This is a genomic window from Microbacterium sp. 77mftsu3.1, from assembly GCF_900100525.1.
Lineage (GTDB): Bacteria > Actinomycetota > Actinomycetes > Actinomycetales > Microbacteriaceae > Microbacterium > Microbacterium aquilitoris.
In genome coordinates this window covers 32,167-58,308 of sequence record NZ_FNCR01000007.1, presented here as the reverse complement: position 1 = coordinate 58,308, position 26,142 = coordinate 32,167, and the positions used below count along the sequence as shown (strand labels likewise).

36 protein-coding genes are annotated in these 26,142 nt (G+C 68.2%); 11 read left to right on the top strand and 25 right to left on the bottom strand.

Annotation, left to right across the window (positions count from 1 at the left end; translation table 11 throughout):
• Nucleotides 1–61 precede the first annotated feature (61 nt).
• A complete protein-coding gene (locus BLR68_RS17805) occupies nt 62–550 on the top strand; it encodes a hypothetical protein (RefSeq protein WP_143015826.1) in 489 nt (162 codons plus the stop codon).
• Here BLR68_RS17805 and BLR68_RS16985 read toward each other — a convergent pair.
• Nucleotides 473–3,202, bottom strand: a complete 2,730-nt coding sequence (locus BLR68_RS16985; RefSeq protein WP_018186243.1) for a CRISPR-associated helicase/endonuclease Cas3 — start codon at nt 3,200–3,202, stop codon at nt 473–475. The genes BLR68_RS17805 and BLR68_RS16985 overlap by 78 nt on opposite strands.
• 32 nt (nt 3,203–3,234) lie before the next feature.
• On the opposite strand from BLR68_RS16985, the gene BLR68_RS16980 reads away from it, so the two are divergent.
• The 3 genes from BLR68_RS16980 (at nt 3,235) to BLR68_RS16970 (ending at nt 4,668) form a co-directional block, all read left to right on the top strand.
• A complete protein-coding gene (locus tag BLR68_RS16980) occupies nt 3,235–3,954 on the top strand; it encodes a hypothetical protein (protein ID WP_018186242.1) in 720 nt (239 codons plus the stop codon).
• A 69-nt stretch (nt 3,955–4,023) separates the two neighbouring features.
• Nucleotides 4,024–4,275, top strand: a complete 252-nt coding sequence (locus BLR68_RS18105; RefSeq protein ID WP_018186241.1) for a hypothetical protein — start codon at nt 4,024–4,026, stop codon at nt 4,273–4,275.
• 75 nt (nt 4,276–4,350) lie between these two features.
• Complete coding sequence (locus tag BLR68_RS16970; protein ID WP_018186240.1) at nt 4,351–4,668, top strand: hypothetical protein; 318 nt, start codon at nt 4,351–4,353, stop codon at nt 4,666–4,668.
• Between the two features lie 10 nt (nt 4,669–4,678).
• On the opposite strand, the gene BLR68_RS16965 is transcribed toward BLR68_RS16970, so the two are convergent.
• The 3 genes from BLR68_RS16965 to BLR68_RS16955 form a co-directional block, all read right to left on the bottom strand.
• Nucleotides 4,679–4,963 (bottom strand): hypothetical protein, encoded by a 285-nt coding sequence (locus BLR68_RS16965; protein ID WP_143015825.1) that lies wholly within the window; start codon nt 4,961–4,963, stop codon nt 4,679–4,681.
• A gap of 63 nt (nt 4,964–5,026) precedes the next feature.
• Nucleotides 5,027–5,395, bottom strand: coding sequence for a hypothetical protein (locus BLR68_RS16960; protein ID WP_018186238.1), 369 nt, complete (start codon nt 5,393–5,395; stop codon nt 5,027–5,029).
• Nucleotides 5,396–5,459: 64 nt separating this feature from the next.
• The gene (locus BLR68_RS16955) at nt 5,460–6,272 is read right to left on the bottom strand and encodes a GIY-YIG nuclease family protein (protein ID WP_018186237.1); all 813 of its coding nucleotides are present in this window, start codon (nt 6,270–6,272) and stop codon (nt 5,460–5,462) included.
• A gap of 85 nt (nt 6,273–6,357) precedes the next feature.
• Here BLR68_RS16955 and BLR68_RS16950 point away from each other — a divergent pair, with 85 nt between their 5' ends.
• Nucleotides 6,358–7,170 (top strand): hypothetical protein, encoded by an 813-nt coding sequence (locus BLR68_RS16950; protein ID WP_018186236.1) that lies wholly within the window; start codon nt 6,358–6,360, stop codon nt 7,168–7,170.
• Between the two features lie 3 nt (nt 7,171–7,173).
• Here BLR68_RS16950 and BLR68_RS16945 read toward each other — a convergent pair whose 3' ends face one another.
• Nucleotides 7,174–7,833 carry a SprT-like domain-containing protein gene (locus BLR68_RS16945; RefSeq protein ID WP_176770701.1) on the bottom strand — a complete coding sequence of 220 codons (660 nt, stop codon included), beginning with the start codon at nt 7,831–7,833 and terminating at the stop codon, nt 7,174–7,176.
• Between the two features lie 38 nt (nt 7,834–7,871).
• Between BLR68_RS16945 and BLR68_RS16940 the strand changes: the two genes are divergently transcribed.
• Both BLR68_RS16940 and BLR68_RS16935 read left to right on the top strand, forming a co-directional pair.
• Nucleotides 7,872–8,684, top strand: a complete 813-nt coding sequence (locus BLR68_RS16940) for a thymidylate synthase (protein ID WP_018186235.1) — start codon at nt 7,872–7,874, stop codon at nt 8,682–8,684.
• Complete coding sequence (locus tag BLR68_RS16935) at nt 8,684–9,175, top strand: dihydrofolate reductase (RefSeq protein ID WP_018186234.1); 492 nt, start codon at nt 8,684–8,686, stop codon at nt 9,173–9,175. Before BLR68_RS16940 ends, BLR68_RS16935 begins: the two co-directional genes overlap by 1 nt.
• 21 nt (nt 9,176–9,196) lie before the next feature.
• Here the strand turns inward: BLR68_RS16935 and BLR68_RS16930 are convergent, their stop codons facing one another.
• From BLR68_RS16930 to BLR68_RS16895, 8 genes are all read right to left on the bottom strand, one after another.
• A complete protein-coding gene (locus tag BLR68_RS16930) occupies nt 9,197–9,739 on the bottom strand; it encodes a hypothetical protein (RefSeq protein ID WP_018186233.1) in 543 nt (180 codons plus the stop codon).
• Between the two features lie 62 nt (nt 9,740–9,801).
• Complete coding sequence (locus tag BLR68_RS16925; RefSeq protein ID WP_018186232.1) at nt 9,802–10,848, bottom strand: hypothetical protein; 1,047 nt, start codon at nt 10,846–10,848, stop codon at nt 9,802–9,804.
• Between the two features lie 12 nt (nt 10,849–10,860).
• Complete coding sequence (locus BLR68_RS18100; RefSeq protein WP_018186231.1) at nt 10,861–11,919, bottom strand: hypothetical protein; 1,059 nt, start codon at nt 11,917–11,919, stop codon at nt 10,861–10,863.
• 62 nt (nt 11,920–11,981) lie between these two features.
• A complete protein-coding gene (locus tag BLR68_RS16915) occupies nt 11,982–12,518 on the bottom strand; it encodes a class I SAM-dependent methyltransferase (protein WP_018186230.1) in 537 nt (178 codons plus the stop codon).
• 44 nt (nt 12,519–12,562) lie between these two features.
• A complete protein-coding gene (locus tag BLR68_RS16910; RefSeq protein WP_018186229.1) occupies nt 12,563–12,916 on the bottom strand; it encodes a Clp protease N-terminal domain-containing protein in 354 nt (117 codons plus the stop codon).
• A 1-nt stretch (nt 12,917) separates the two neighbouring features.
• The gene (locus BLR68_RS16905) at nt 12,918–13,205 is read right to left on the bottom strand and encodes a hypothetical protein (RefSeq protein ID WP_018186228.1); all 288 of its coding nucleotides are present in this window, start codon (nt 13,203–13,205) and stop codon (nt 12,918–12,920) included.
• Nucleotides 13,202–13,771, bottom strand: coding sequence for an exonuclease domain-containing protein (locus tag BLR68_RS16900; RefSeq protein WP_018186227.1), 570 nt, complete (start codon nt 13,769–13,771; stop codon nt 13,202–13,204). The genes BLR68_RS16905 and BLR68_RS16900 overlap by 4 nt, the downstream gene beginning before the upstream one ends.
• Before the next feature lie 8 nt (nt 13,772–13,779).
• A complete protein-coding gene (locus tag BLR68_RS16895) occupies nt 13,780–14,337 on the bottom strand; it encodes a hypothetical protein (RefSeq protein ID WP_018186226.1) in 558 nt (185 codons plus the stop codon).
• Nucleotides 14,338–14,396: 59 nt separating this feature from the next.
• Between BLR68_RS16895 and BLR68_RS17800 the strand changes: the two genes are divergently transcribed.
• Nucleotides 14,397–14,699 carry a hypothetical protein gene (locus BLR68_RS17800; protein ID WP_143015824.1) on the top strand — a complete coding sequence of 101 codons (303 nt, stop codon included), beginning with the start codon at nt 14,397–14,399 and terminating at the stop codon, nt 14,697–14,699.
• Nucleotides 14,696–15,589 carry a hypothetical protein gene (locus BLR68_RS16885; RefSeq protein WP_026302805.1) on the top strand — a complete coding sequence of 298 codons (894 nt, stop codon included), beginning with the start codon at nt 14,696–14,698 and terminating at the stop codon, nt 15,587–15,589. The genes BLR68_RS17800 and BLR68_RS16885 overlap by 4 nt, the downstream gene beginning before the upstream one ends.
• 1 nt (nt 15,590) lies before the next feature.
• On the opposite strand, the gene BLR68_RS16880 is transcribed toward BLR68_RS16885, so the two are convergent.
• From BLR68_RS16880 to BLR68_RS16870, 3 genes are read right to left on the bottom strand one after another with little or no spacing between them, the layout of a single operon-like run.
• A complete protein-coding gene (locus tag BLR68_RS16880; protein WP_018186224.1) occupies nt 15,591–16,037 on the bottom strand; it encodes a hypothetical protein in 447 nt (148 codons plus the stop codon).
• A 60-nt stretch (nt 16,038–16,097) separates the two neighbouring features.
• Nucleotides 16,098–16,259 (bottom strand): DUF4236 domain-containing protein, encoded by a 162-nt coding sequence (locus BLR68_RS16875; RefSeq protein ID WP_018186223.1) that lies wholly within the window; start codon nt 16,257–16,259, stop codon nt 16,098–16,100.
• A gap of 4 nt (nt 16,260–16,263) precedes the next feature.
• Entirely contained in the window at nt 16,264–16,806 is a 543-nt protein-coding gene (locus BLR68_RS16870; RefSeq protein WP_018186222.1) for a PH domain-containing protein, read from the bottom strand.
• Between the two features lie 88 nt (nt 16,807–16,894).
• Here BLR68_RS16870 and BLR68_RS16865 point away from each other — a divergent pair, with 88 nt between their 5' ends.
• Complete coding sequence (locus BLR68_RS16865) at nt 16,895–17,215, top strand: helix-turn-helix domain-containing protein (RefSeq protein ID WP_018186221.1); 321 nt, start codon at nt 16,895–16,897, stop codon at nt 17,213–17,215.
• A gap of 2 nt (nt 17,216–17,217) precedes the next feature.
• Here BLR68_RS16865 and BLR68_RS16860 read toward each other — a convergent pair whose 3' ends face one another.
• From BLR68_RS16860 to BLR68_RS16825, 9 genes are all read right to left on the bottom strand, one after another.
• Nucleotides 17,218–17,994: an HAD family hydrolase gene (locus BLR68_RS16860; RefSeq protein WP_018186220.1), complete on the bottom strand. Its 777-nt coding sequence runs from the start codon at nt 17,992–17,994 to the stop codon at nt 17,218–17,220.
• The gene (locus tag BLR68_RS16855) at nt 17,991–20,390 is read right to left on the bottom strand and encodes a phosphoribosyltransferase domain-containing protein (protein WP_018186219.1); all 2,400 of its coding nucleotides are present in this window, start codon (nt 20,388–20,390) and stop codon (nt 17,991–17,993) included. Before BLR68_RS16855 ends, BLR68_RS16860 begins: the two co-directional genes overlap by 4 nt.
• 32 nt (nt 20,391–20,422) lie before the next feature.
• Nucleotides 20,423–20,887, bottom strand: a complete 465-nt coding sequence (locus BLR68_RS16850) for a hypothetical protein (RefSeq protein WP_018186218.1) — start codon at nt 20,885–20,887, stop codon at nt 20,423–20,425.
• A 131-nt stretch (nt 20,888–21,018) separates the two neighbouring features.
• Nucleotides 21,019–21,576, bottom strand: coding sequence for a TerD family protein (locus BLR68_RS18095; protein WP_018186217.1), 558 nt, complete (start codon nt 21,574–21,576; stop codon nt 21,019–21,021).
• A gap of 53 nt (nt 21,577–21,629) precedes the next feature.
• Nucleotides 21,630–22,094 (bottom strand): hypothetical protein, encoded by a 465-nt coding sequence (locus BLR68_RS18090; protein ID WP_018186216.1) that lies wholly within the window; start codon nt 22,092–22,094, stop codon nt 21,630–21,632.
• Nucleotides 22,091–23,248, bottom strand: coding sequence for a toxic anion resistance protein (locus BLR68_RS16840; protein WP_018186215.1), 1,158 nt, complete (start codon nt 23,246–23,248; stop codon nt 22,091–22,093). Before BLR68_RS16840 ends, BLR68_RS18090 begins: the two co-directional genes overlap by 4 nt.
• A 66-nt stretch (nt 23,249–23,314) precedes the next feature.
• Nucleotides 23,315–23,959 carry a TerD family protein gene (locus BLR68_RS16835; RefSeq protein ID WP_018186214.1) on the bottom strand — a complete coding sequence of 215 codons (645 nt, stop codon included), beginning with the start codon at nt 23,957–23,959 and terminating at the stop codon, nt 23,315–23,317.
• 31 nt (nt 23,960–23,990) lie between these two features.
• Nucleotides 23,991–24,575: a TerD family protein gene (locus BLR68_RS16830; RefSeq protein ID WP_018186213.1), complete on the bottom strand. Its 585-nt coding sequence runs from the start codon at nt 24,573–24,575 to the stop codon at nt 23,991–23,993.
• Between the two features lie 63 nt (nt 24,576–24,638).
• A complete protein-coding gene (locus tag BLR68_RS16825) occupies nt 24,639–25,721 on the bottom strand; it encodes a DUF475 domain-containing protein (protein ID WP_018186212.1) in 1,083 nt (360 codons plus the stop codon).
• Between the two features lie 123 nt (nt 25,722–25,844).
• On the opposite strand from BLR68_RS16825, the gene BLR68_RS16820 reads away from it, so the two are divergent.
• Nucleotides 25,845–26,111: a hypothetical protein gene (locus tag BLR68_RS16820; RefSeq protein ID WP_143015822.1), complete on the top strand. Its 267-nt coding sequence runs from the start codon at nt 25,845–25,847 to the stop codon at nt 26,109–26,111.
• Nucleotides 26,112–26,142: the final 31 nt, after the last annotated feature.

Here is a 26,142-nt window from a genome sequence, read left to right as displayed (position 1 = left end):
GGATAGGGTGAGCGGGATGCCGTGGCGGGGGATGCTGCGGCGGTACGCGACGAGGGGCAACATGAGCAGCAACGTCCGACTTGGCGGTTGGAAGCGAGCGATCACGCCGCTCGCGGCGGGACTTGTCGTCGGAGCTCTGAGTGCGCTCTTCCCGAAGTGGGCCAGCTGGGAGAAGCCGATCGAGGCTGGGGTTGGGCTTGCCGTCCTCCTCGGAGCCTTGATTGCGCTAACCGGCGTGACGTACGACGTGGTAGACGCTCGGGACCTCCCGAAAGCGAATCTGACCGTCCGTCAAACCGCCACAGCTGCGAGCGCGACGGCGTTCTTCGGCTCCATGTTGGCGATCTGGCCGCTGGCCCCCTGGGGATTTTGGATCGCCGCCATCGCCGTGACCCTCGTTCCGTTCTCCCTGGCTCTCATCGTCCAGGGGATCCGGGCGGGCCGCGGCTATTTCGATATGGCGAAAGATCCCTCAAACACGCAGCCCGAGCCGCCCGTCGTAGTGGGTGCCGGCGGCGAGACGGACGGGGACGACACCTCGAAGCTCTGACGCGGCGAACGGGCTCTCGTCCCGGTCGAAGCGCTTGTTGATCTCGATGAGCGGGATGAGTGGCAGGCCGGGTCCGACCTTGTCGAGGGGGACCTGCACGGTGAGTCCGAGCATCACGGCGACGTCGCGGGGCGCTCTGCTGGCGAGGTGGCGGGCGACGGTCTCATCGTCGAGGTTCCCGCGCCAGGCCCAGGAGCCGTTGGAGAACTGGTCGACGATGAGGACGGGCACCTGTGCGTAGTCGGTGTACCGGGTGGCGGATTCGGTGAGCTCGTCCGGGTGGGTCAGGCGGCCCAGCTTCCCGTAGGTGAGCGGCCCGTGGAAGGGTCCCTGCCGGTCAGCGGCGCGGATGGTGACTTCGTCGGCGGCGCTTCGGCGGATGCTCGCGGCGATGAGCTCGTCGGTGGTCGCTTCCTCGGCGTCGTCATCTGGGTCGTAGTGTGCGGCGTCCACGAAGGCTTGGACTCCTGCGGGGATGGCGAGGGTGCCCTGCATGGCCTTGAGGGCCCGGAAGGTGCGGGAGAGCGAACCGTACGAGTACGGCAGCGCCATCGCTTCGCTGGGCCGGCCGGTGGAGTGCTCGTCGGGTTCGAGGAGGCTGATGACGGTCAGCTTTGGCTTCTGGGTGGGGCGCCGGTGCCAGTGTGTCCCCCATTCCCCGGCGGTCACGCGGGAGTGACGCCACTGGCGGCCAGCACGCTGGATGAGTGCGGCGGCGGGTGCGAGCTCGCTGATGATGATGTCGAAGTCGAGGTCGAGGGACGCTTCGATGACCTGCGTGCCGACGACGACGCACCCTTCGACGCGGCTGCCTTTCCCGGCGACCTGTTCGAGGTCGGCGGACAGGGCGGTGCGGTGGGCGGCGCTCATGCGGGAGTGCATGGTGGTCACGTCGGGCAGGCCTGCGTGGAGGAGGTCGTCGGCGATGTTCTGGACGGTGCCGACACGGTTCATGATGACCGCGATGCGGGCGGTGGGGTTCTCCGTGCGTGCTTCGAGGACGAGCTCAACGGTCCGGGAGGCCATCGTCGTGTCGGGGCGCTCACCCTGCCGGTAGTGGAAGGTGCGCAGGTCGATGTCGAGGTCGTACTCGCGGGCGGTCTCCATCTCGGTGACGGTCGCCTCGCCTCCCCCGCTGACGAGCGTGTGCGCCGGGTATGCGGGCTCGAGCTCGACGAGGTCACCGGCGTACGCGTCCGCGTAACGCTGTACGAGAGCCTTGGGGAGGGAAGCGGAGAGCATCGTGACGCGCGTGTCGGTCAGGCCCCACCATGCGAGGAGCTCCTCGGCGAGCTTCGTCCCGTACTCGTCCATCAGGTGCACCTCGTCGAGGATGATGTGCGCGTTGGCGATCGCGAGCAGGCGCACCGGCGTCCACTTCTGGCGGAGCGCGCCGAGGAGCACCTGGTCGACGGTGCCGACAGCGACCGGGGACAGGAGCGGCTTGACGTTGCCGAGCACCTCGGTTGCCCACGGGCTGTACCGCAGGCCCGGCCCGTCGGTGTTCTTGGCGAGGTAGAAGCCGTTCAGGGACCGGTGGGCGTGCATGAGCGCCCCGACGTTGCGAGTGCGACGGTACATCCACTGGATCCGGTTCCACATCTTGTCGGCCGTCGCACGGGTCGGAAGCCCCCAGATGACCGACTCCCCCGGCTCGCACATGTGTCGGAGCATCGCCGACTCCGTCTTCCCCGACCCGGTGGTCTCCGCCACGATCCACAGTCCGCGGCCGGTCTTGGTGGCGGCGTCCTGCAGCGGGTACAGCGGCAGGGTGGAGGTGCCCATGACGGCCACTCGCGGGTTCGCGGGTGCACGGTAGACGCCGATGGTGGACGGGAGGGTCCTCCGGTACGCGCGCTCTGCTTTCCGGACGTAGGCAGCGGCGGCACGGACGGTGGGGAACGCTTCTTCCCCGGGGCGTGTGGCGACAAGGCCGAGGGCGTCGGAGGCGAGCCAGTCGGCAACGACGGTGAACCCGGTGAGCAGGATGACGGCGGCGCCTTCGTGCGCGTGGAGACGGAAGCGAAGGTCGTCTGCGGTGAGCCCGACCGCCCCGGTGACGAGGGTGATGATCTCCTCCCGGCGCGCGGCCCACTCGGGGTCAGCGGTGAGGGCGGCGAGCGCGTCGCGGGTGTGGGAGCAGTCCCCAGCAAGTCCCGGGTGGTAGCGGCCGTGGTGACCGCCGACGACCGCCCCGGACCACCGGTCGCCGACCTTCTCTGTCGCCTCGGCGGGGAACTCGGTGAGAACGGCGTGGGAGACCGCTTCGTGGCGAGCTGCGGTCTTCTCGTCGGCAGCGGTGCCAGCGGGCGTGGCCATACTGAGACCGTCAGCGGTGAGGTCTCGGACGATGTCCCGCAGTGCGATCGGCAGGTCCCGGGTGCTCGATGACTGCGACTGGAAGATGGGGTTCGCTTTCCCGATGTCGTGGAGACCGGCGACGGCCATCACGATCGCGCGCGCCGTCGTCGGGTCGCCGGGGGCGAACGCCTCGGTGAGCATGTCGCGGAGACCTGGGCGGAGCCACTGGTCCCAGGCGGCTCCGGCAGCACCGGTGGTGTCCAGCAGGTGCTTGCGCAGGTCGTACGCGTGGGCCTTGCCGGTGTCGTCACGGTAGGTCTTCCCCCAGAACGGGGTGCGGGCGGTGCTCATGTGGGCGGCTATGCGCCGCGTACATCGAGGTCATGGATGAGCAGCAGCGCCTTCGGAACATCGCCGAGCATCGGGACCGGGTGTCCGGGTGGTTCGGTACTCACGGCCGCAGTGCGCCGGAGGTCACCCTCGGTGCGCGTCGTGCGGAACCGGGCGACCCGTCAGCCTCGGTCCAGCAGGCGAAGGAGCGGGCGCGCGATCGCGACCCGAAACTCTGGGATGCCCGCCGCGCGTACGTCGCAGAGCCCGCCGTTCCTGCCGTCGGCCGGCTCGACCTATTCAGCACCGCCGCGTCTCGCGCTCGTCGTGCGCAGAAGCACCGCGCCGCGGCCGCCGTCTCCGACTTCGGGAACCGTGAGCTGGCCGAGCGGCGGATGCTTGCGTGGACGGACGGCTTCGACGACGAGAAGGACCTCGCCCGCACCCTCCGCCGTCTCCGGAAGGACCCCGGCGCCATGGACACTCTCGTCGGCTACCTGCGCAGCGCGACGTTCCGGAACAGCCCCCACCACCCGGAAGGTGTGAACGAGAACGTCGAGACCACCATCACCGAGTTCTTCGGAGACCGCGAAGCCCTCGCCGGCGAGATCCGGATGGGGAAGGTCACCGCGGTGGACTACATGGCGATGGTCGACCGGAGCGTCAGCATCGCGCAGCGCCCGATCGACGAGCGCCAGCAGTTCGACATATGGGCCCGGGAGGTCGAGGCGCAGAAGTACCGCTACCCGGGCACGGCCCGACCCGGTCTCTGATCGACAGTATCGTTCCGCCGACGGAACGATACTGTTCACCTCGTCGCTGGGTGCTGCCATGATGTCGGCATGACGAGAAGCTCCCGTGCCCGCTCTGGCAGTCGCCCCACCTCCCTCCCTCCGACGAAGGCGGAGCTGGACAGGCGTGAGAGGGCCCACGAGCTCAAGAACCAGCCGCCGTTGACGCCCGAGGAGCGTTCTGTCATGGGTAGGCAGACCGCACAGCTCGCTGACATGGTGGAACGCGGAGCATCGAAGGCGGAGATAGCCGCGGCGAGCAAGCGGTGGAAGGAAGAGCGCGACCTCCTCGAGGAGGGCTAAGCCCGAAGGTGGACCGCGCATGTGAGTGTTGACCCCGCCGGCGCACCCGCTGCACACACGACGAGAGGACCGACTGTGACCTTCGCCCCCGCCTACCTGACCCTCCCCACTGCGCACGAAGTCACCACTGGCGACGGCAAGTGCGTCTGCGGGAATTACGTCATGGATGACAGCTCGGCTGCCGGTCCGGACGGTCGCCTGTCGAACCAGATGCTTGCCCCGGAGCCGCGCCTGTCGCCCGATGCCGGCTACTCGGTCTGCAACGACTGCGGCCGTGTGTACGTCAATGACGACCTCGAATCAGGTGAGCCCACCTCTGTCGTCGCCCGCTACGACCTGGACTCCCCCGACTACCTGGCCGCGCGCCTCATCTACGTGCAGCACAACCTCTGAGCGATCGCTCCTACTCGATGATGTAGTCGGTCGCATTGAGGGCGGCCGCCATCGCCCATTCCATTCGGTCCAGCGGAGGAAGGTCGGCTCGCGCCTCGTAGGCATCGACAGCTCGCTGCAGGCCTTCCTCGCTGAACATCGCGCTCACGATCCACTCCATGCCGGCCCGGGCACCCGCGATGAAGGCGGGATGGTTCCCCTGGTCGATCGTGTCCGGGGCGTATGTCGTTTGATGCTGCCGCTCGACGTCGGCTATCGCCTGCGCGAGCGTCCTGTTCTTCATCCGTTCGGTCATCTCGCGGATGCTGTCGTGGTAGCTCATGGCTCATCGTGGCATCCCACGACAGTGACGCGAGGGTCACTTCTTCGGTCTGAGCCACTTCCGGACGTCGCGGACGCGGTGGGCCATCACGGTCCACTCCGCCGTGCCGGTGGCGAACTCCACGAGGAGCACTCGGGCGTCGCCCTCCTCGCGCACCGCGAGGTCTGCTTCGGAGACCGCCCAGCCGTCCAAGGCGAGCGAGGCATCGCGGAGCGTGACTCCGCCGATGCGGATATGCCCACGGCTGACGACCGTCTCCCCCTCCACCGGGTCGCCGACTTCGAGGCCGTCGGCGTACCCGTCGATGAGCGTGAGCCGCGAGTGGATGCGGTGGTCTCCTGCGAGCACACCGCTGAAGACCATGTTCAGGAGCTCACCGGCGATGGTGACGACACCGTCAAGCATGGGTTGATCCTTCCATCTCGCGCGGCCGCTACCGCGCCCGCCCATCACCCATGCGCCGAGGAGCTCAGTTCCGGTTTAGCCCATGCCGCCGGCTGTCGAGCGCGAACTTGAAGTGGCTCTCGGCGGCATCCACCTGGTGGGTCGGTGCGGACGGGTCGAACACGCGCAGTAGTGAGAATCGGAAGTGCGCGGGGTCAACCCTGCGCAGCTCTACGTTTCCGCCATGGCCGTTCGCCGCATACTCCGCCCACCGCTGGCGGATACTTTCGGTGCCGTCGGCTTTCCCGACGTAGTGCCGGCCATCTGACGTGTCCGTGATGAGGTAGATCCCGATCACCGACGCCAACGCGGTCCGCCACGAAGCGTACCGGTGCTCTCGCATCACGGCTTGGAGTTCGGTGTAGCTCAGAGTGAGGCGGTCGAACCCCGGGAATGGCACCGGCTCGGCGTCGGCGATGCCAATGACGGGGTACGCGGCCGCTGTGGACGCGCTCATACGCCAGGTGCGAGGGGAGCGCCACCGAACCACCAATCGGCGTCTGAGGTCTTCCATGTGGGCTGTCTGGGCCACATCGAACGTGCGGAGAGTTCCGTCGTTGGTGAGCTCACCCCTGTTCTCGACAACGGACCAGAGCCGGGCCTGGTCGCCGCCTTCTCGTATGAACACCACCCACAGGGGCGGCGGCGCGACCGGGAAGAGTCGAGTGTTTGAGGACTGCGTACGGGTGTACTCGAGGATCTCGGCGTCGGTGGAGTCTGCATGGATGCCGCGAAGGCCACTTTCTTCGTGGACGTGAACGTAGGCGTGTCGGATGACCTGGGCATTCGCGGGGTCAATGCCTGCGTCGATGAGGAGAGGGCCAAGCGTGAGAGTCACGCGCCCAGCGTTGCATACGAATCGAATGGGGAACCCTCGGGCGCTCGTGGCCGATCAGCCCCGTGGCACCGCGCATGAACAGGGCATGGGAAGTACGAGCACCACCGTCGCCATCTCCACCGAGCGCGCTGGGGAGGTCCGAGCTCAGCGTGTCCCCCACGCTTGGGGCAGTGCTGCGTCGTTCGAGTCAAAGCTCGTCGACGAGGCGATCGCTCAGTGGAGCACGCGAAAAGACGCGTACGACGATGCGGTCGTCGAGAGCATCGAACTGCACTCCGCCGTTGCCGAAGCCGTCCGCGAGCGTGGCATCGACTGGGACGCGGAGCCCGCCTACGCAGCGCACGTCTTCCCCATCGCCTCGGCCGACTCGGTAGTCACGCAGACGCAGACGGTGAAGCTCACCGTGCCCGGGCACCTTCTGACGACGCTGCATGCTGGCGAGGGCTACGGGACCTACGAGATCCGGGGGCTGCTCACAGAGATGTTCCCGGCGTCCACGCTCGGAGATGTGACAGTAGTCACCCTGCCGAAGCGCTCGAAGCCCGTCGCGAAGGCGACGGAAGGGAAGGCGGTCACCCGTTACCGCATCGTGCCCATCGACCCAATCCGGGCCCACATTCCCGCAGCGCAATACGCGCTCAATGCCACCTACTCGTCACAGTCTGAGGCGCGCACCGTCGCGGTGGACCTCCTCACCGCCCACCCGGCTCTCCCGAACCTCGCCGTCGAAGCTGTCATCGTGCGGGAGCGAGAGGGCGGGAAGCTGTCGAAGGCGCTGGTCACCGTCACCCGCCCCGTCCCCGAGGACGTGCAGATCGGCGTCAAGGTGACCACGCACACCGTGAAGCCGAACGCGACCATCGAGCGGTACGAGGTCACCTTCGGCATCCACTACTGAGATTCACGCCTCGCCGGTGTCCTGGTCCTGCGGTGCACGGCCGAAGAACTCGCGGCCGGCGCGGAAGCGCTGCCCGTCCTCTGTCTCGACGAGGTAGCGGGTGGTGCCAACGCTGAGGACGGACGCGCGCATGCCGAGGAGGTACTTCTGGCCCTCGATGACGATGACCTCTGACCCGATGGGGATCCGCTCCCCCATCCTGAACGGGCGGGCGGACGCGTAGATGAGTTCTTCCTGTCGGCGAGCCCGGGCGTCCTGCATCTCCGGTGCGTGCGCGAGCCGGGACGGGTCGCCCCCGATGCTGGCGACGATGCTCTTCCAGTTCTGCCCGTGACCTTCCCCGGGGCCGGCGAGCGCGTGACCGATCTCGTGGAGGATGGTGTCCCGGGTCTGCTGAGCGCTGCCGGCGGTGATGTACTGACGGCTGAGCAGGATGGTCTTCCGGCTGCGATCGCAGGCGCCGAGACGCCGCGTGGTGTTGTCGATGCGGATGCGCCAGTCGGTGAGCCCGTGCTCGTCCATCAGCTCGCGCGCGAGGACGCGTGCCTGCTCGGTCTTGTCCCGTCCGCCGAGGGTCACTTCGGGTGCGGAGTGGTCCTGGGTGCCGAACTCGCCGTTGCGGCGTCGGTGAGCTTCACGGGTGCCGTCGGTCGATATCGTCATGCCTCCCATGTGCGCGGCCTCGCGCGCATAGCGTCCCTATGACCGCAGACGCTATCGCGACCCCCTACGAAGACCTCCTCCGCGACGTTCTCGCCGCCGGCACGAAGAAGGGTGACCGAACCGGGACGGGGACCACAAGCGTCTTCGGCCGCCAGATCCGCTTCGACCTCGCCGAGGGGTTCCCACTCATCACCACCAAGCGCGTGCACTTCCGCTCCCTAGCCATCGAGCTCCTGTGGTTTCTCCGCGGCGACACGAATGTGCGGTGGCTGCAGGAGCGGGGCGTGACGATCTGGGACGAGTGGGCCGACGAGAACGGCGAACTCGGACCGGTGTACGGCGCGCAGTGGCGGTCGTGGCCGGATGCCGACGGCGGCACCATCGACCAGATCGTTCGCCTCGTCGAAGACCTTCGCCACAACCCGAACTCCCGCCGCCACATCGTCACCGCGTGGAACCCCGCCGAAGTCGACGACATGGCGCTGCCGCCCTGCCACACACTGTTCCAGTTCTCCGTCGCCGACGGGAAGCTCTCCTGCCAGCTGTACCAGCGGTCCGCGGACCTGTTCCTCGGCGTCCCGTTCAACATCGCCTCGTACGCGCTGCTGACGATGATGCTCGCCCAGCAGGTCGGTCTCGAACCGGGCGAGTTCGTCTGGACAGGCGGCGACTGCCACATCTACGACAACCACCAGGAGCAGGTCGCGGAGCAGCTCTCCCGGGAGCCGTACCCGTACCCGCAGCTGCAGTTCACCCGGAAGCCGGAGTCGATCTTCGACTACCAGTTCGAGGACTTCGAGCTCGTCGGCTACCAGCACCACCCCACCATCAAGGCTCCGGTCGCCGTCTGATGCTCGCCGGCATCTGGGCGCAGGCCCACGGCGGGGTCATCGGCGCAGATGGCACCATGCCGTGGCACCTGCCCGAAGACCTCGCCCACTTCAAGAACGCGACAGCAGGAGCCCCGGTCATCATGGGCCGGCGGACGTGGGAGTCGCTCCCCGCCGCGCATCGACCGCTCCCGGGGCGGGCGAACATCGTCCTCACCCGCGACCGGTCATTCATGGACGCTGGCGCCTCCGCCGCACACACGCTCGAGACCGCTCTCACCCTCGCTGCCTCCTTGGCGGATGACGCGTGGGTCATCGGCGGCGCGCAGCTCTACGAGCTCGCCCTCCCGTTGCTGGACGAGGCGTGGGTTACCGAGATCGACCTCGACATCGAAGGCGACACCCGCGCGCCCGCGCTGGATGAGTCGTGGGTCCTGTACCCCGGCGATGAGGGCGTCTGGCAGGAGTCGAAGAAGGGCCTGCGCTACCGGTTCCTGACCTACCGGCGCTGAGCAGCTCGCCCGTCTACCGGCTCACAGGTCGATGACCTGCATGGTGAACGCCTCATCTCCACGAACGACCGCGGCGGCGAACCGGTGGTTCCCGTCGAGGAGAGTGATCGTGCCATCAGGCCAGCGGACACCGAGCGGGCCGTCGGCGCCGTAGAAGGAGACCACGTCATCGAACGTGTCTTTCTCTGCCCGCAGCTGCTCGGTGTACCAGAGGAGCGCATCTCGGCGCAGGATCGGCTGCATGGTCGTGGTGACCTGGCCGATGGGAACGGAAGTGGCCGACGGGAACTCCCGGTCGCCCGCCATCCACCGGTCCACCGCGCGGGTGACGGTGAAGGTCCGCTGCCGGGAGAGGTGGCGCAGCCCGACCTCGGAGATGTCGATCGAGTAGAACCCCTCGTCAGGGTCCCAGGTCCCCCAAGTGGCCACGTCGCTGTTCGCGGGCAGGGCGACTTCAGGCGTTGAATGCTTCTGCACGCCGAAACGGCCGGTCTGCTCGCGCGCTTCCTCCCGCGCGGCGACGGCACCGGGCGCGGCCGACGGGAGGTGTTTTGAGAGGTGCATGCGGCTCGTTTCGCTTTGGGGCAGATACCCCGCATGTACGCGGCCGTGAGTGCTGGCGCCGCTTAGCGGAACGCGACGGTCTTCGATGCGTCCGGCGTGCCGAGCCACGCTGTCTGCAAGTCGCCAGCGTTCCGGGCGCCGGAGATGAACGGCCGGTTCGGGTCGTAGTCGCCCTCGTACATGTCGATGTTCCCGAACTCGATCCACTCACCGACGACCATGTTGTTGGAGACGTAGGCCTGCCAGGCAGGGTCGATTGTCGGCCCCATGTCGAAGGTCGCCCACACCCGACGAGGGGTTGCACCTGCGGGCTTGGGGTCGGCCGGGGAGCCGGCAACGTTCTGCAGCGGGGACGGATACCCCTGAACCGCGCCCACCACGTTGTAGCCACCTGACCCGACGAACTCCCACACGACGGTGTATCGAGTGCTCGGCTTCATCCACCGGTACGGGCGAAGGTCGAAGTGGCCCCAGTTGCCCCGGCCGGGGTCAGCTGCGAGGCGGGTGCGAGTGAAGCGGACCGCTTTGCCGCTTTCGGTCCACGCAGCGTCGACGACCTGCATGGTGCCCGCTCCACCTCCAGCGCCCCAGAACTCGCCGAACCCGGTGACGCTTCGGGCATCGGGGTTCTCGAACAGGTTCGTGTGGAGGATGTCGGCGAGGGCGTGCTTGGCGGGGACGGGTACGTTCTTCCCGGTGACGCGTGCGCCGGCGGCCCCGGAGATGCTGGCCCCGGTGTTCTCGATCGCACTCTCGACGGTCTTGCCCTCCCCGATGGTGGCAGCGTCGCTCGTGCGCGCGAAGTACGCGCCTGACGCTGAGCGCGACAGGGCCAGCCAGTGCTTTCCGGTCGGGTCCGCCGCCGTCAACGTCTTCTCCGTGTTGCCGAGAGACACCTCGACCCCGCTTCCACTGAGACCCGCAACGGCCGATGCCGCCGCCCCGGTCTTGCTGAGACTCGCGGCCTGCGCGATCGACACCTGCGCGACGTCGTTCATCGCCGACGCGTCCTGCGCCGCGGCTACCCAGCCGGGGACGGCGAGCACGCCGAACGCGGCGGTGATGATGCCGACGGCGATGCCGCCGAGCACGAGGAAGGGGTTAGCCATGGGGTGCCCCGCTCAGCGGTACTGGACGGTGGCGGACTGGTACGGGGCGCCTTCCCAGGCGACGCGCGTTCCGGCTGGGGCTGCGGAGTCGGCGGAGATCCACTCGCTCGCTGTCTTCTCGCCCTCGAAGAGACCGACCTTGTCCCATCGGATGCGGTTGGGGGTGTTCGGGTTGTCACCGGCGTACAGGCGGATGGTGTTGTAGCCGGAGAAGCTGGCGGGGGTGGTGAAGGTACCGACCAGGGTGCGAACGCCTGCGGTGTTCACGCCTGTCTGAGTGAGGACGGTGGTCCCACCGAGGTGCGCGAAGATCGAGAGCTTCTGCCCGAGCAGCGCCGAGTCTGAGCTGCCGACGGGGACGGAGTCGAAGGGTGCGCTGAGGTTGTATGTGCCCATGAACGTGTACCTGGTGTTCGGCTTGAGTGAGCTGATACCGCCGGCGAGGTGTGGCATCAGCTCGACGTAGGCGTCGTTGCTGGCATCGGCGGTGCGAGTGGCGGCGACGGAGCGGGATCCGCCTGCGGCCCAGCCGGTGTTGTGGGCGACGGTGACCCGATTCACGCCGGGGAGCGCTGGCCCTTCGAAGGAGGGGTCCATGAAGAGGTTCCGTGCGACGACCTCCTCCATGGCCCAGGGCTTGGGGAGCCCGATGCCGCGAGCGGTGACCAGGTTGCTGCCGGTGCCGGTCACGGTGGCACCGGAGTTCGTGACCGCTGCCTCGACGGTGTCACCCTCCCCGATGCGAGCGCGATCGCTCTCGCGAGCGAAGTACCGTCCGCTGTCCGATCGTGCGACGGCGAGCCAGTGCTTGCCGGTGCTGTCTGCGGCGACGTTGACCCTGTCCGTTCCGAGGGTGACCTGCACGCCTGCACCGTTGAGACCGGTGACGCTGGTCGCCGCCTTGCCGTTCGCGCTGAGGTGGGCAGCCTGAGCGATACCGACCTGCGCGATGTCGTTGGCTACCGAGGCGTCCTGTGCGGAGGCTACCCATCCGGGCACGGCGAGCACGCCGAAGGCGGCGGTGATGATGCCGACGGCGATACCGCCGAGCACCAGGAACGGGTTGGCCATGGGGACCTCGCAGAGTGGGGGCTGTGCTGAGTACCCTGCGGAAGGCCTCGTCGCTGTTGGCTCTAGCTGGCAGGTGGCCAGACGCCGAACAGGGCGTCCGGGGCGCCTGCGGAGTAGACGCCGCCGTAGAAGGTCCGCTCACTCACGGTGAACCCGCGCGTAGTGAGCTCCGCCGCGGTGAGGATAGTCCGGTGGGTCGGGTCGATACCGAGGACGTCCACCGTGCGCGGGTTCGGCACGGAGACGATGATCGTCTCGACCGCCTCCTGCAACGCTGAGACGAGCCGCCAGGGGTCGGCAAGGTGCTCGAGGACTTCCAAGGCCACGGCGAATCGGGCTGACCGCGGCGGCTCCCACTGTTCGAGGTCATGGGCGGGGTCGATGCCGATGTCGATGGGGATGTACCTGCCCCGCCACTTCCCGTCGGTTCGGAGTGCAACGTCGAGTTCGGTGTAGCCGGCGCCGATGTCGAAGACCGTGTCGTCGTCGGACAGGCCACGCAGCTGCATCTCGCCGAGCGCGGCTCGGTAGCGGACAGCGCGGCGTTCGTAGGTGCCGGTGCGCTCTGCGAGGTAATCGTCGACGGCGTGCCCTGACATCGTCAACTGGTCTCCTCTTGGCGGGATGGCTCGGTGTCTGCTGGTCATACTCTCTCAAGTGCTCCGATGGAGAGGATGCCGGCGAGCAGGTGCTCGGGCTCCACGGTCGGGCAGCCGGTCGCGTCAGCGATAAACGATGCGACGCGGATGGCTTCGCGGGTGCCGGTGCTGAACTGGATGTGTCCAATTCGCTGCTGCTCGAGACGGGGCGTGGCCCGGGCGGCCACCATCCGTGCATGACGAGGCGTGATCCCGTAGGCGGAGAGGACGCCGGGGCCGACGTAGGTGACGCCGAGGACGAGGTGGGTGACCTCGATGTGCTCCTGGCGGAGACCGCGCGCCTCTTCCTGGGCGATGACGACGGCACGGCGGGAGTCGGCAGAGAAGTTCTCGAACATGTCAGACCCGTGTCTCTTGCGCGGCGTACCAGCGCTCGTAGGGGGACGCGTCACGCCATTCGCTGATGAACGTAGCGTCCACTTCGATGATGTGCTCGGTGAGCTTGTCCTTCCGAAACGCGAGCACCGACCGCAGGAGAAGCTCCTTGTCGGCCGGGAGCGCGTACACCGGGTTGATGGCGAACCCGTCGGCGAGAGCGCGGTCGCACGCTTCGCGGGTGCGGGCCTGCCGGGCGAGGTAGGCGGCTCGCTCTCGGGTAAGCGGGGTGGGAGGCCGGCGGGCGGTCATCGCAGGAGTGCCTTCTCGAACGCGGCGAGCCCGCCGGGCATGGCCATGAGGGCGAGGGCGATGTTCGCGCCCACGAGCGCGTCGTCACCGGCGTCGTGATGGTTCAGCTGCTGCACACCGAGGTGGGCTGCGACGGTGTCGAGCTTGTGGTTGGCGAGGATCCCAGCGCTCTTAGGGAACAGGGTCCGGGCCATGTGGAGGGTGCAGTGGTACGCGAACGGTTCCGGCGCGATCGCGTGCTCCTGGGAGGTCTGCACGATGACGGACCGCTCGAAGGACGCGTTGTGAGCGACCAGGGGCAGGTCGCCGACGTACACCCTCAGGCGGTGGTGGATCTCCGGCCATTCGGGAGCGCCGTGGATGTCCTGGGCGGTGAGGCCATGGACGAGGGTGTTGGCGGGGGCGAACTCGCGCTTGCCCATCGGAGGCATGATGGTCGCCACTTGCGGCGCACGGGCGACACCGCCGACGACACGGGACAGGCCCACCTGGATCGGCGAGGACCGCGAGGAGTTCGCGGTCTCGAAGTCGATGCAGACGAAGTCAGGCACGGCAGTGAGGGTCATGCCCGCTTCTATGCGCGGGTGGGACGCCGCTTCTTCGGGTACCGGGTCGGGGCGACGTAGGAGGGGGACGCGCCGAGCTTCGCGAGTCGCCGCTCAGCCTCTTCCTTCGACACCTGAGCCTTGGCGGTGGACTTCTCGTTGCTGGCGATGAGGCCGGTGAGGCGGTCGATGTCGTCCCGGATGATCTTCCGCGCTCGCTGCCACGCGACGTGGCGGGACGCTCGGATACGCTCTCGGGCCCACACGGCGACGTCGCGGTCGCTGGACCCGAGAAGTTCGGTCGGGAACTCAAGGTTCGAGCCGCGCTGGAACTGGACGCTGATCATCTCTCGCCCAACGGCGGGGACGAACACAGCCCGGTGGAGGTTGCCGGTCAGCAGGGCTTCGAACCCGGCGGGGAGATGTTCGGGACGGTACTTGCGGGAGACGTTTCGGACGATGGTCGCCACGTCCATCACGCGCTGGCGGAAGCTGACCTGGAGGCGCACGTAGTCCTCGAGCGCCAGCTGCAGCGGACGCAGGTCGTACTCCGGCTTGCCGGGCACCTTGATGGTGATGTCGCGCATGAGGTCCTCTCGGTGAGTGGGGCGGGCATCCTCTCCATGCGCGGCGCATAGCCGGGACCATGACCACCCACTTCCCACCCGCACCTTCTCGTGCTGCCCGCGCCCGTGTCGCCCTCACATGTGCCGTTCTGGTCCTGCTGACCGTCGTCACCGGCTACGCGCTGTTCACGATCGGGAATGCGATGACCGAACCCACCCGCCATCAGGCCGCCGCGGTGGCAGGCGACACGCAGCGGCAGCGCGATACGGAGAAGATGGCGCGCTCCGAGAAGGCAGCTGCTGAAGTGGAGGCTGCGAAGCTCGAGAAGGAAGCGGCTGCGCTGGAGGCGGAGCTGGATGGGATAAAGGGGGTCATCCGGTGACCCGGCGCCTCATCCTCGTCTGGCTGGTCTGCCTGGCGTTCGCCGGGGGCACGTACATGGTGTGCGTGCCGCAGCCGACGGCTGATGCAGAGCTTCGGAAAGCCCAGGCGGAGTTCCGTGCAGCTGGCATCGACGCGTCCCTCGCCGTCATGGAGCGAGACGAGGCCCTCGAAGAACGCGATGAGCTCGCCGAGGCCGTGAGCGCGTACTCGGCGGTCCTGGAGGCCCAGGAGGTGTTCACTGCCGCAGCGTCGAAGGCGCAGGCCGCCCTCGACTCAGCGAAGGGGAAGGTCGATGTCTCCGCGCTCCGGAAGAGGGCGCAGACGGCCCAAGCCAAGGCGTTCGGGGTGAAGCGAGATGCCAGCATCGTGCTCGCCCAGAAGGTCATCCTCGACGAGCTGACTACCGAGGTGACCTCGGTGGTGGCCGCTCACGAGAAGAAGGTCACGGAGGAGGCCGCTCGTAAAGCGGCGGCTGCCCGGGAGTCGTCGTCGTCGTCCAAGGGTTGGCTCAGCGACGCTCGCCGGACCTTGGACTCATACGGGGGCTCATGGGTGAAGCTCCGCAGCTACGACGGCAACTGCGGAGGCAGCTTCCACATCGGCTGCAACTTCTCCGCCACCGACATCGGAATCCATTCGTCCTGGGCCACCAAGGGCGCGTCGTACCGCAACTGGGTCATCATGCACGAGCTCGCACACAGCTATCAGCGGAAGGCATGGGGAGCTATCCACGCCTCCCCGACCTACAAGCGGCTGTTCAACGGCGAGATCGAGCTTCTCGCCAACTGCATGGCCAAGCACCGCGGCCAAGGGTGGGGTGGGAACCGCTGCACTCCCGAGCGCACCGCCTGGGCGGCCGGCATCTGGGCGGGCAACGTCCGCGGCTGAGTCAATGGCGGCGAGCGCCGAGCAGGTCGTGAAGACCGTGAAGGACGACGTCGATGTCCTCAGCGGGTGACCCCGGCGCAGGGGCCGCACCGCCCTTCGGGCCGACGTGTGCGGCCAGCCAGAGAGCTTCGTTGCTGACCTCTGCTTCGTCCACCTTCTGCATCGCGCGAAGCGGCCACAGGTCGATACTGATCGCGGCAAGCTGAGCGTCGATGCGCTTGGCAGCTGAGGACCACAGGGCCACCCCTATGGCCATGAATGCGAGGCCTGCGGCGACCGCGAGCGGTGCCCACGGGGCTGCGACGGTGAACCCTGTGATGAGGCCGATGAGACCCAGGATGCCCCACGCCGTCAGGTGCAACGCTGGGCCGACGGAGCCTCGCAGCCGGTCGTACTCGGCGATGCGAGCGGGGTGGACGGCGCGATCGTCGCGGATGTTCGTGGCCACGTCCACCTCCTGTGAATGGCCGCAGCACCTCCTGTGCTGCTTGCCCCTCACCCTGCGGCGTCAGAGCCGGAAGGACAGGCCCTTGCCGAGCCGGATGGTGATGCGGCCGCGGGAGTTGATCGTGATGGGCCCGGCGCGGTGGGAGACAGATGCCCCCGTCCCTGAGATGTTCACTCGGCTGTTGCGGCCGGCGCGGATGGAGCGGCGGAAGATGAGGCCCATGGGGTCACTTTCGGTTGAAGCGGATGTCGTCAATGGCGGCGCGAACGGCCATCACCTTGGGGACGTCGTGGAAGCGGATGCCGGCGTCACCTTCGCCTGAGCGGCGGGCGAGGCCAGCGCCGCGGGTGTTGGTGGTGTCGGTCATCGCGGAGTCGAGGAAGACGATGGTGCCGCACCCGAAGATGCGGTCGAGTATGCCGCGTTCGACGGTGACGCTGGCGATGCGGTCGAGGGGGATCTCTCGCGCGCTGCGGTAGAGGACGCCCCAGTGCTCCTCGAGGCGGCGGGTGGTGACGACGAACTGCGCGTTCCACCAGCGGAGGGCGGGAGCTACGACGTAGACGAGCTCGATGAGGCCGATGATGACGTGGACGGCCAGCTGTCCCCACTCGTCGACGAGCTCGATACCGGTCTTCTCCGGGAAGTACAGGTAGACGGCGATGTGCGCCACGGCGAGCGCGATCTGAACGATGAAGGGCTGGAACAGCACCTTCGGGTGGGTGCGAAGGCGCAGGAGCACCTCTTCGGGCGCAGTGGTGCGGGACATCGGAGTCCTCCTGAGAGCGGGCGGTCCCCCTTCACCCTGCGGCGCCGCCGGGCTCCCGTAGACTCGTGGGCCGCTGGGAGGTGTGGATATGGACAACCGGTGGCCCGACTACCTGCGCAAGATCGCGCGCGGTGTCTCCGGCGCGGTGATCGCGCGGACTGTCGAGGTCTCGGAGTCCAAGGTCTCCTACTGGTTCAAGGGGACCCGCGCGCCGTTGCCCGCCGAGTGTGTCCGTGTGGCGCGCGCGTTCGGCCAACCGCCGGTGGAAGCTCTCGTCGCCGCGGGGTACCTCAACCCAGGTGACGTGGTGAGCCTCGGCGGCGAAAGGGGCGATGGCGGTTCGCTGGCGGACTACCCGTCGATCGCTCTGCTCGATGAGCTTCGCCGGCGGGCGATGTCACACCGCTGAGCTCATTGGCTCGCGTTCAAGAAGGCGAGGAACGCGTCCACGATCTCCTCCCCCGCCTCCACCCCGTGCGCGCGGGTCTGGCGGATGCCGGGAGCAGCGACCCCGTGTGCTGGTTGGATGGCGTCGTCGGCCCACGTCATGATGCCGGTGTCGTGGTGGAAGTCGCCGGCGGCGATCGTGCGGGTGAGTCCGAGTCTGGTGCGGATCTCTTCGGCGGCGGCTTCCTTCGTGATGTGAGAGGGGAACACGCTCGCCTTGTTGCCGCGGAGGTAGACGGTGTACCCGTGGTCTGTGGCGATGTCGGTGACGGTCTCGAGCGCCGCGTCCGGGAATGGCTGGCCGGGATTTGCGCTGACGGAGATGATGCTGTCGTAGTTCTCCGACTTGGCGTACCAGCTGGCTTCGCCCAGCACCCGGTCGAATGTGCCTATGACGGTGGCTGCGGGCGACGCGCCCCAGGACGGGTCGAGGCGAGCCTGCGCCCACTCGCTGTCCTCGACGCCGTCGATGATGAGCCGTGCACCGTTGGCGATGATGGCGACCTGGTCGGCGCCACCGGGGAGACTCACCCGCTGGTACTGCTCGAGGGACCGAGTGGTGGTCGGCACGAAGACAGCACGCTCACGGATCTCCTGCAGCCCGCGGGCAGCGGTGGGGGTCATCCACGCTTTCGGGACGCCCGCGTTGGCTTGCGCGATGACGAGGCCCTCGGGGTTCGCGACTCGGCGCCCGGAGTAGATGAGGTTCCCGTCGAGGTCGCAGAAGACTCCGACGGTCACGCTGCGGCCTTCCCGTCGGCGCCGGTGGCGCCCTTGGTGAACTTCGGGTGGATGAGGCCGACGGCGTTGAATCGCAGGCCGGGCACCTCCTCGATGGTGACCCCGCGCGCTTCGGCGAGCGCTCGGATGTGTACGACAGCTTCGCCTGCGTCGGGGTTCAGCAGCACGCGCCACGGCACGCGCCGCAGCAGCACGCGGGTGGTCTCCCCCACGCCCGGCTTGACGAGGTTGACCTGCCCGATGCCGTACTGCTCGCTGAGGCGTTCGACCTCCGCCCACGACGCCCACGCCGGCTCGGTGACCGGCGGCAGGTTCCGGGGGCTGATGGTGGTGAAGTGGCGGGCGACTTCGTCGATGAAGCGGACGCTGACGTCGGCGTCTGCGAGCTCGGCGTAGAACTTCGCGCCGTGGTAGTCGTCCTCACCGATGAGGGTGTCGTTGAGGACGGTCCGGGAGACCAGGCCTGACACGGTGCTGTTGAGGGCGGCGGAGGGGATGAGGTAGTCGTCGCGGGTGCCGTAGATGGTGGTGCAGTCGCCGGTGTCGGCGAGGACGGCCAGCTCCGAGCTGAACACCTGGCCGGTCCGTTCCTCGTGCACAGCGAGGGCGTCGCGGAGCTCCGCGGTGATGGCGCCCTTGCCGGTCCACCCGTCCACGAAAATGACGTCTTCGGGGTCGTGGCGGGCGGCGATGTAGGCGAGTGCGTTCGCGTCGATGCCGCGGCCTCGGACGATGGAGACGGCGTAGTGCGGGGCCTCGTACCCGAGGTAGCCGCGCATGTACCGGCGCAGCAGCACCCCGACGGGCGTCCCGGCGCGGGCGAGGCTGACCAGGACCGGGCGGTTACGGCGCGCTCGCATGATGCGGTGCGCGACGGTGGCGATGTCGCCGGCGACTCGTTCGGCGTTCGCGTCGAGGGCGTCCCAGAACAAGGTCATGTACTCCTCGGACGGCTGGTACTCCTGCGGGAGGGACTCAGCGTAGTGCGCGCCCGACTGCACGAGCTCCTCGCGGTCCTCGAGCGAGACTTCCAGCTGCACGTCGGAGAGGTCCTTGAGGAGCCACTGCACGTCGTCGGGTGCGTACGAGCCGAACCCGGGGCCGACCAGCGGGGCGGCGAGGTGCTTGGGGAGGGCGACGGTGACGCGTGCGGCGACGCCTTCGAGGGAGGCGGCGATACCGCTGGTGGCGCGCGCGTAGAGCGGGTCGGCGGTCACGATGACAATGTGGTCGTAGCGGCCGGTGACGTTGTAGATGAAGCGGGGCTCCTCCCACGGGCCGTCGATGCGGACGCCGTCGCGGAGGGCGTAGCCATCCTGGTCGATGATGGCTGCCGGTGACCGGGTCGTGGAGGAGTAGTCCACCTGGTGGCCTGCGCGCTGCAGGACGAGCGCGGTGTTCAAGCCGAGTGCCATGTCCTCTTCGACGCCGAGGACGAGCACGCGCTCCCCCGCCGTGTCGATGCTGGCGGCGATGCTTTCGGCGGCGCGGCGGATGCCTCCGTCGCAGGGCACACCGTCCCGGGCCTGGTGTGCGGCGACATAGGCGAACGGGTGGGTGGCGTACGTGGTGGCGGCGCCCTCCCGGACCTCGGGCGTGCTGGCGGGGGCGGCGTGAGCTTCGATGGTCGTCTGCGCGCGCTCGAACACGTCGGTGGGGCTGGTCACGGATGCCGTCACCAGGGATGCCACGCGGACGGGCACGCCGAGTTCGTCTGCGAAAGCGGCGAGCTCGCGGTGGCCGTCCTCGGTGCGAAGGTCGGCGAGGGTGGCGATGACGTACGCGGGGTGGGCGGCGATGGCGTGGAGAGCACGGATCGTGTTCATGGCGGTGCGGCCTGTGGTCAGTTCGTCGTCGACGAGGATGACCGGGCGCGCAGAGTCGTTCAGGCGGGCGGGGTCTGCTGGGGTGAGGAAGTGGTCGGAGGCGTGGGAGTGCGCTTCGAGGAACCGGCTGTACTCCTCGCGCTGCGGGGTGCGGGTGGAGCAGAGGTAGTAGGCGCCGAGGTGGTCGGCGACGGTGCCTCCGAGAGCGGAGGCTGCCTCAGCGAACCCGATGACGATGGCCTCGTGGGTGCCGACGGGATGCACGTAGGGCGCGTTCGTGCCGCTGATGATGGCGGTGTTCAGGTCGGCGAGAAGGGCGTCAGTGGCGGTGGTGTCCGCACCCGTGAGGGCTGCGGCTGCGCGAACGGCAAGGATGCGGGCGCCGGCGTCGATGATGCCGGGGCGCTGCGGGGTGTGCTTGCCGAGGAGGTTGCTCACCAGGAGGTGCGCGCGCTTCTTGTTGTGGCGGAGGGCGACGCCGACGGCGCTGTCCAGTTCGAGGGGCTGCGGCTTCGCGTCGATGTCGAGGCCGATGGCGCGCGTGACGTAGGTGGTGGCGGTGGTGTTCATGTTCGCGCCTATGCGCGACGCGCGTGAACACCTCAGCGGTGGAGGATGGGGGCTTGCAGTGCGTACGTGGCGGCGAGGTCGGGGGTGCGGGTGTCGCGGCGGATCTCCCAGTGACCAGCGACCAGATGCAGACACACGTCGGCATCCCTGGCGGCCTGGATGAGCGTCCCGGTGGAGGTGACGATCGTCACGTCGCGGCCCGCGGCGATGAGCCGGCGGATCTGGCGGAGGTGTCGGAGTCCGACGAGGACACCGTCCTCATCGAGTTCGATGAGGGGGCGGTTCCCGGGGGCTGGCACCTGGTCGCGGCCGAGTCGGTACGCGATGCGATCGGTGGTCTCCACGTGCACCTCATCTGCCCCGCGAATGAGGAGGTTCCCGAGGCCGGAGGCGTACCGGCTGAGCCGGGTGACCGGCTCCTCTGCGGTGAGGATGACGTTCTCCGTGGTGACCGGCACGGGGGAACCGGCCGGTTCGACGTACTCGGGGCGCGGCACAGCAGGACGAGCGGGTGCTACCGGCTGCGGCGGAGCAGCGGGCGTTACGGGGTGCGCGGCGGGCTGTGCGACAGGTTCCGGGGCGGGCGGCCGGGGCCGCACTCGTCGGCGGAGGAAGGACAGGTCGGTGCTCATGCGAGGGTGAACCCGTACTTGCCGGCGATCTCCGCCACACCGCCCTTGTAACCGTCGCCGAGCGCGCGGAACTTCCACGCCCCGTTGTGGCGATACAGTTCACCGAAGTTCGTAGCCGTCGTCCCGAACGCCTGTGTGGGGAGGGTGAAGCGGACGAGCTCAGCCCCGGAGCGGTCGAGGAGGCGCACGTGAGCGGCGCGGACGGTGTCGAAGGTCCCCGGCTTCCTGGTGTCGGGGTCCACGAAGGCGACGAAGACGAGCTTGGCGACCTGCTCCGGGATGGCGGTCAGGGCGACGTCAATCTGCTCCTGGTCGTCGCCGGTGACGAGGACCGCCCCGTCGGCTGCGGCGATCTGGTTGTGGAAGGCGAGGGCGTCTGCGGCATACGCGCGTCCGTCCTGGTCCAGGAGCATGACGGCGGGGACGAGCTCGACCTGAGGCCCGGTGGGCTGGGTGATGTCCCATCCGAAGCCGACGGTGATGTCGTCGAGGCCGGGGGCGAGGGTGCTCAGGGCGATGTTCTGGCCGAGTTCGAGGATGCGGGGGCTGGTCACGGGGTCCACTTTCAACGGGCGTGGTGGGTGTTCCCTACCGATATGCGCGCCGGTTACCGGAGGCGCTGTTGCAGCAGGATGGCGTTGGCTTGGAGGGCGGTGACCGCGTCGGTCTTGATGTTCTCGGCGATCTCCGTGGCGCTGGTGGAGAGCATCCCGAGCTGGGTGAGTAGGGAGGCTGAGGCGGCGGAGCCGGGCTGGCGGTCCCGTTCGGGGATCCGGCAGTACGCGGTGACGGTGGAGGGGATGAGGTCGGTGAGCATCGTCTCGATCGCGAACTCTCGTTCGGGAAGGATGGGGTGCTCGACGGCGTCGAGGATGACCGGGCGCAGGAGGTCTTCGGTGCGCCGAAGCTGCGAGTACGCGGCCGGTTCCAGGTCCGCTCCGGCGGCCCGGTTGGTGACGCTCAGCGCGTCGAGCTGCCGCTGCGCCCGAGCCGGGAAGGGCTCGGGCGCAGTGAGGGTGGCTACGGCCGAGGCGACAGCACGCTCGCCTCGGCCGAACAGACGGGCGATCATCGCGTGATGGCCGCCTGGTCGCCGCCGCGTGCCTGCTCGATGGCGGCGGCACGCTCAACGAACGGGCGCACCTCTTCGAGCTGAGCGTCGAGCTTGGCGTTGTTCTCCGCCATCTCCACAATCGCCTGGGCGCGGAACGTCTCGACGTCGTCGATGGCGGCACGGATGTTCGCGAACGACTCGTGCAGCACCTCGAGCGAGATGACCGGCGCGGCGGCCTGCTGCTGGATGGCAGCACCCTGCTGGCGGAGCATCTGCGAGTTGCGGAGCATCGCCTGCTCGGTAGTGTGACGGGTGGCATGGATAGATTCCAGGACCTGCGCCTGGTTCTCGAGAGCAGTGGCCACCATGACCGCGGTGCGCATCGCACTGATGGTGACCGAGAGGGTGTCATCGACGCCCTTGCCGAGCTCGATGTTGTTCTTGCGGGTCAGGTCCATCGACAGGTAGCCCTGGTCGGCGGCGGCGAGCTGGATGCGGAGGTTCTGTGCCTTCTGGCGGATCTCGAAGTGAATCTCCTGTTCGAGCGCGGTGGCCCGTTCTGTGTCACCGGCGGCGCGCAGGCGCTCCACCTCGGCGGCGACGGCAGCGTCCAGCTGGTCGGCGAAGAGGATGTACTCCTGCAGCCGGCTCATGTTCTCGCGGAGGTTCTGCTGCTCGACCTGCAGGGCGGCGTTGTCCTTCTGGAGCTCGAGCTTGCCCTGTTCCAGCGACTTCACGATGGCGTCGATCTGGTCCTTCTGGGACTCATACCGCTGGAGCCAGCGGCCGATCTTCTTGCCGCCGGGGAGGGCTGCGAGCACCTTCTGGAACGGGTTCTTGTCCGCTCCGTTCGGGGTGAGGTCACCGACGATGGTGCGGAGGTCCGCGAGGTTGTTCGCGACCTTCTTCGTCGTGTCGCCACCGGAACGGTTCGCCTGGGCGACGGTGCGCTCGAGGAGGCGGCTGGAACCGGCGTTGGCGGCGACGACCTCCTTGGAAGCGAGAGCGCGGACGTCGTTGGCGCGCTGAGCGAACTCAGCCGAGTGCGGGTGGTACTGGACGATGTCGCTGGCGAAGCCCTGAGCCTGCGAAGACAGGACGACCTCACGGCTCTCGGGCACCTTCTCGATGAAGAGGCTGAGCGACTGCGACGGGGATGCGGGGGTGGTCATCGGGACCTTTCGTGTCGAAGTGGGAGTGCGAGAGGGGCGAGCCGTAGCTCGCCCCTCTCAGGTGTGTCAGCCGAGCTGGACGCCGAAGCCGGTCGCGACGCCGAGGAGGCCGCCGGCGTCACCCTGGCCGAGGGTGCGGAACTGCCAGGCGCCGCCTTCGCGGTGGAGCTCGGCGAACACGACCGCGTTCTCCGTCGACGCGTCCTCGCGGAGGTCGTAGCGGGCGAGCTCCTTGTCGTTCGAGGTGTCGACGATGCGGACGTACGAGTTCTGCACCTGGCCGAAGTTCTGGCCGGGCTCGTGGATGGAGACCGGGAAGACGATGTTCTCGATGTCGGCGGGGACCAGCGTCAGGTCGATGATGATCTGCTCGTCGTCACCGTCACCGGCGCCGGTGCGGTTGTCGCCCTGGTGGACGACGGCGCCGGACTCGTGGCGGGGCTGGTTGTAGAAGATGAAGTCCTGGTTGCCGCGGACCCGGCGCCCGGCCGTCAGCAGGATGGCCGACGCGTCCAGGTCGAACGGAGCGCCGGAGGTCAGGCGCGCGTCCCAGCCGAGGCCCACGAGGACCTTGGTGAGGGCGGGTGCGGCCTTGGCGAGCGAGAGCGCCTGACCCTTGCTCAGCGAGAGCGTCGGGCCCTGCGGTGCGGCGGGGGCGACCTCGGTGAAGGCGGGAGAGGTGGTGGCGAAGATGTCGAGCGAAGCGGTCATGATGTGGTTGTTTCCGATCGGTGAGGGGTGGTCAGGCGCTGATGGCGGCGGGGACGAGCTTGGAGGGCGTCTTCGCCTTGGCGGGGGTGCCGAGGGCGGTGAAGTCCCAGCCCGAGCCGGTGCGGGTGAGCTTGGCGATGATGTTCGCGGTGCCGTTGCCGCCGTCGGTTCCGAGGTCGTAGCGGACGACCTCTTCCTCGCGGCCGCCGCTGAGGTCCACGACACGGGCGAAGACGTTCTCGACCTGGTCGAAGGTCTGGCCGGAGTAGCTCGTGATGACGAAGACGATCTTGTCGACGCTGGCGGGAACGGCCTGGAGGTCGACGATGATCTGCTCGTCGTCGCCGTCACCATCGCCGGTGAGGTTGTCGCCGGTGTGGCGGATGCTGCCGTCGCCGGAGCGGAGGTGGCCGTAGAAGACGGTGTCCACCTCGCGGGTCCCGCTGATAAGGATGGCCGAGGCGTCCAGGTCGATCTCGGTGCTGCCGAGGAAGCCGAAGAAGCCTCCCTTGCGAACGGCGTCCCAGCCCAGGCCCAGGCGGACCTTCGTAAGCGCGGAGCCGTCAGCCTTAGCCAGCGTGAGCGACTGGGACTTCTGGAGGGTGAGTGCGGTCATGGTGTTCTTTCCGTGAGTGGTGCTCAGGGGCCGGGCACCCGGCCCCTGAGCGGGTCGGGTGACCTATGCGCTGACCTCAACGGCGGCTGCCGACGCCTTCGCCTCGCGCTTGTTGCGGACGATGGAGGTGACGAAGGCGCTGATGATGAAGGCCATGCCGATGAGGCCGGTGATGACCTCGGGGACGGGGGCGACGATGGACACCAGGAGGATCGTCGCGAGTGCGCCGATGGCCCAGTGCGCGCCGTGGTCCAGGAACGGGAACTCGTCGAGGGTCCCCTGGCGCAGGAAGAACACCGTCAGCGAACGGACGAAGATAGCGCCGATGATGCCCAGGCCCAGGGCGATGAGGATGGGGTCAGCCGTGATAGCGAACGCACCGATCGCACCGTCGAACGAGAAGGACGCGTCGAGGACCTCGAGGTAGAGGAACGAGAAGAAGGCGGCCTTGCCGACCTGCTTGCCGACACCGCGGACGGCCGGCTCAGCGGCCTCATCCTCATCGTCATCGCCCGTATCGAACAGTTCGCCCAGGCCGCCCACGAGAACGTACGTGATGAGACCGAAGATGCCGGCGGTGAGGACGACGAGGGGCTCGTGCGCGACGGCCGTTGCTGCCAGGAGCGCACCGAGGACGACGACGTAGCTGAGGTTGGGGACGGAGCCGAGCTTGCCGAGGGGCTTTTCCAGCCAGCTGAGCCAGGTGATCTCGCGCTTCTCGAAGATGAAGTCCAGGAACAGCATCAGGAGGAACACGCCACCGAACGCGGCGATCTGCGGGTGTGCGTCGTGGAGGTAGTGACCGAACGTGCCGACCTGGTGCGGGTCGCCCTTTTCGAGGGCGAGGGTGATGACCTCAGCGAACGACAGTCCGGTGGTCACCGACACGATGGCCAGCGGGAAGATGAGGCGCATGCCGAAGACGGCGATGACGATGCCGACGGTGAGGAACATCCGCTGCCAGAACAGGCTCATCTTCTCGAGCACGCGAGCGTTGACGACGGCGTTGTCGAAGGAGAGGGTCACCTCCATGATGCCGAGGATGACGACGAGGAACACGGCGGCCCAGCCACCGTAGAAGTAGCCGGCGGCGATGGCCACCAGTGAGATGAGCATGGACCACTTGAAGTGGCGGAGGGCAATCATGGTGAGAGTGGGCTTTCCGTTGTGGTTGGTTCCCGGGTGGGGCATCCGCAGTGCGGCTGCGGTCCATGTATGCGCGAGCCCTGTACGCGTGACTGTTCGGCCTGCCTCGGGCAGACTCAGCTCGTGGAATCCCTCACGATGCAGCGGATACGGATCCAGCGGATGCGGGTGCAGTCGCTGGTTCTCATCGCTCTCACCGCGCTGATGACCGCGCTGTGGGTGACCATGGTCCTCGTGAGCGGCGCGTCGCCGGTGCGGGCTGCTGGTGCGCTCATCTGCGCGGGCGGCCTCATCTACGCCCTCTGGTTCCGGCGCCGCGCGCGCCGCGCGCTCGAGGCATTCGAAGCTGAGCACGGCGAGGGCGCCGGCATCCAGCCGACGCGGTGGTGAAGTCGGCCGAAAAAGCCACACCGCTTAGGCC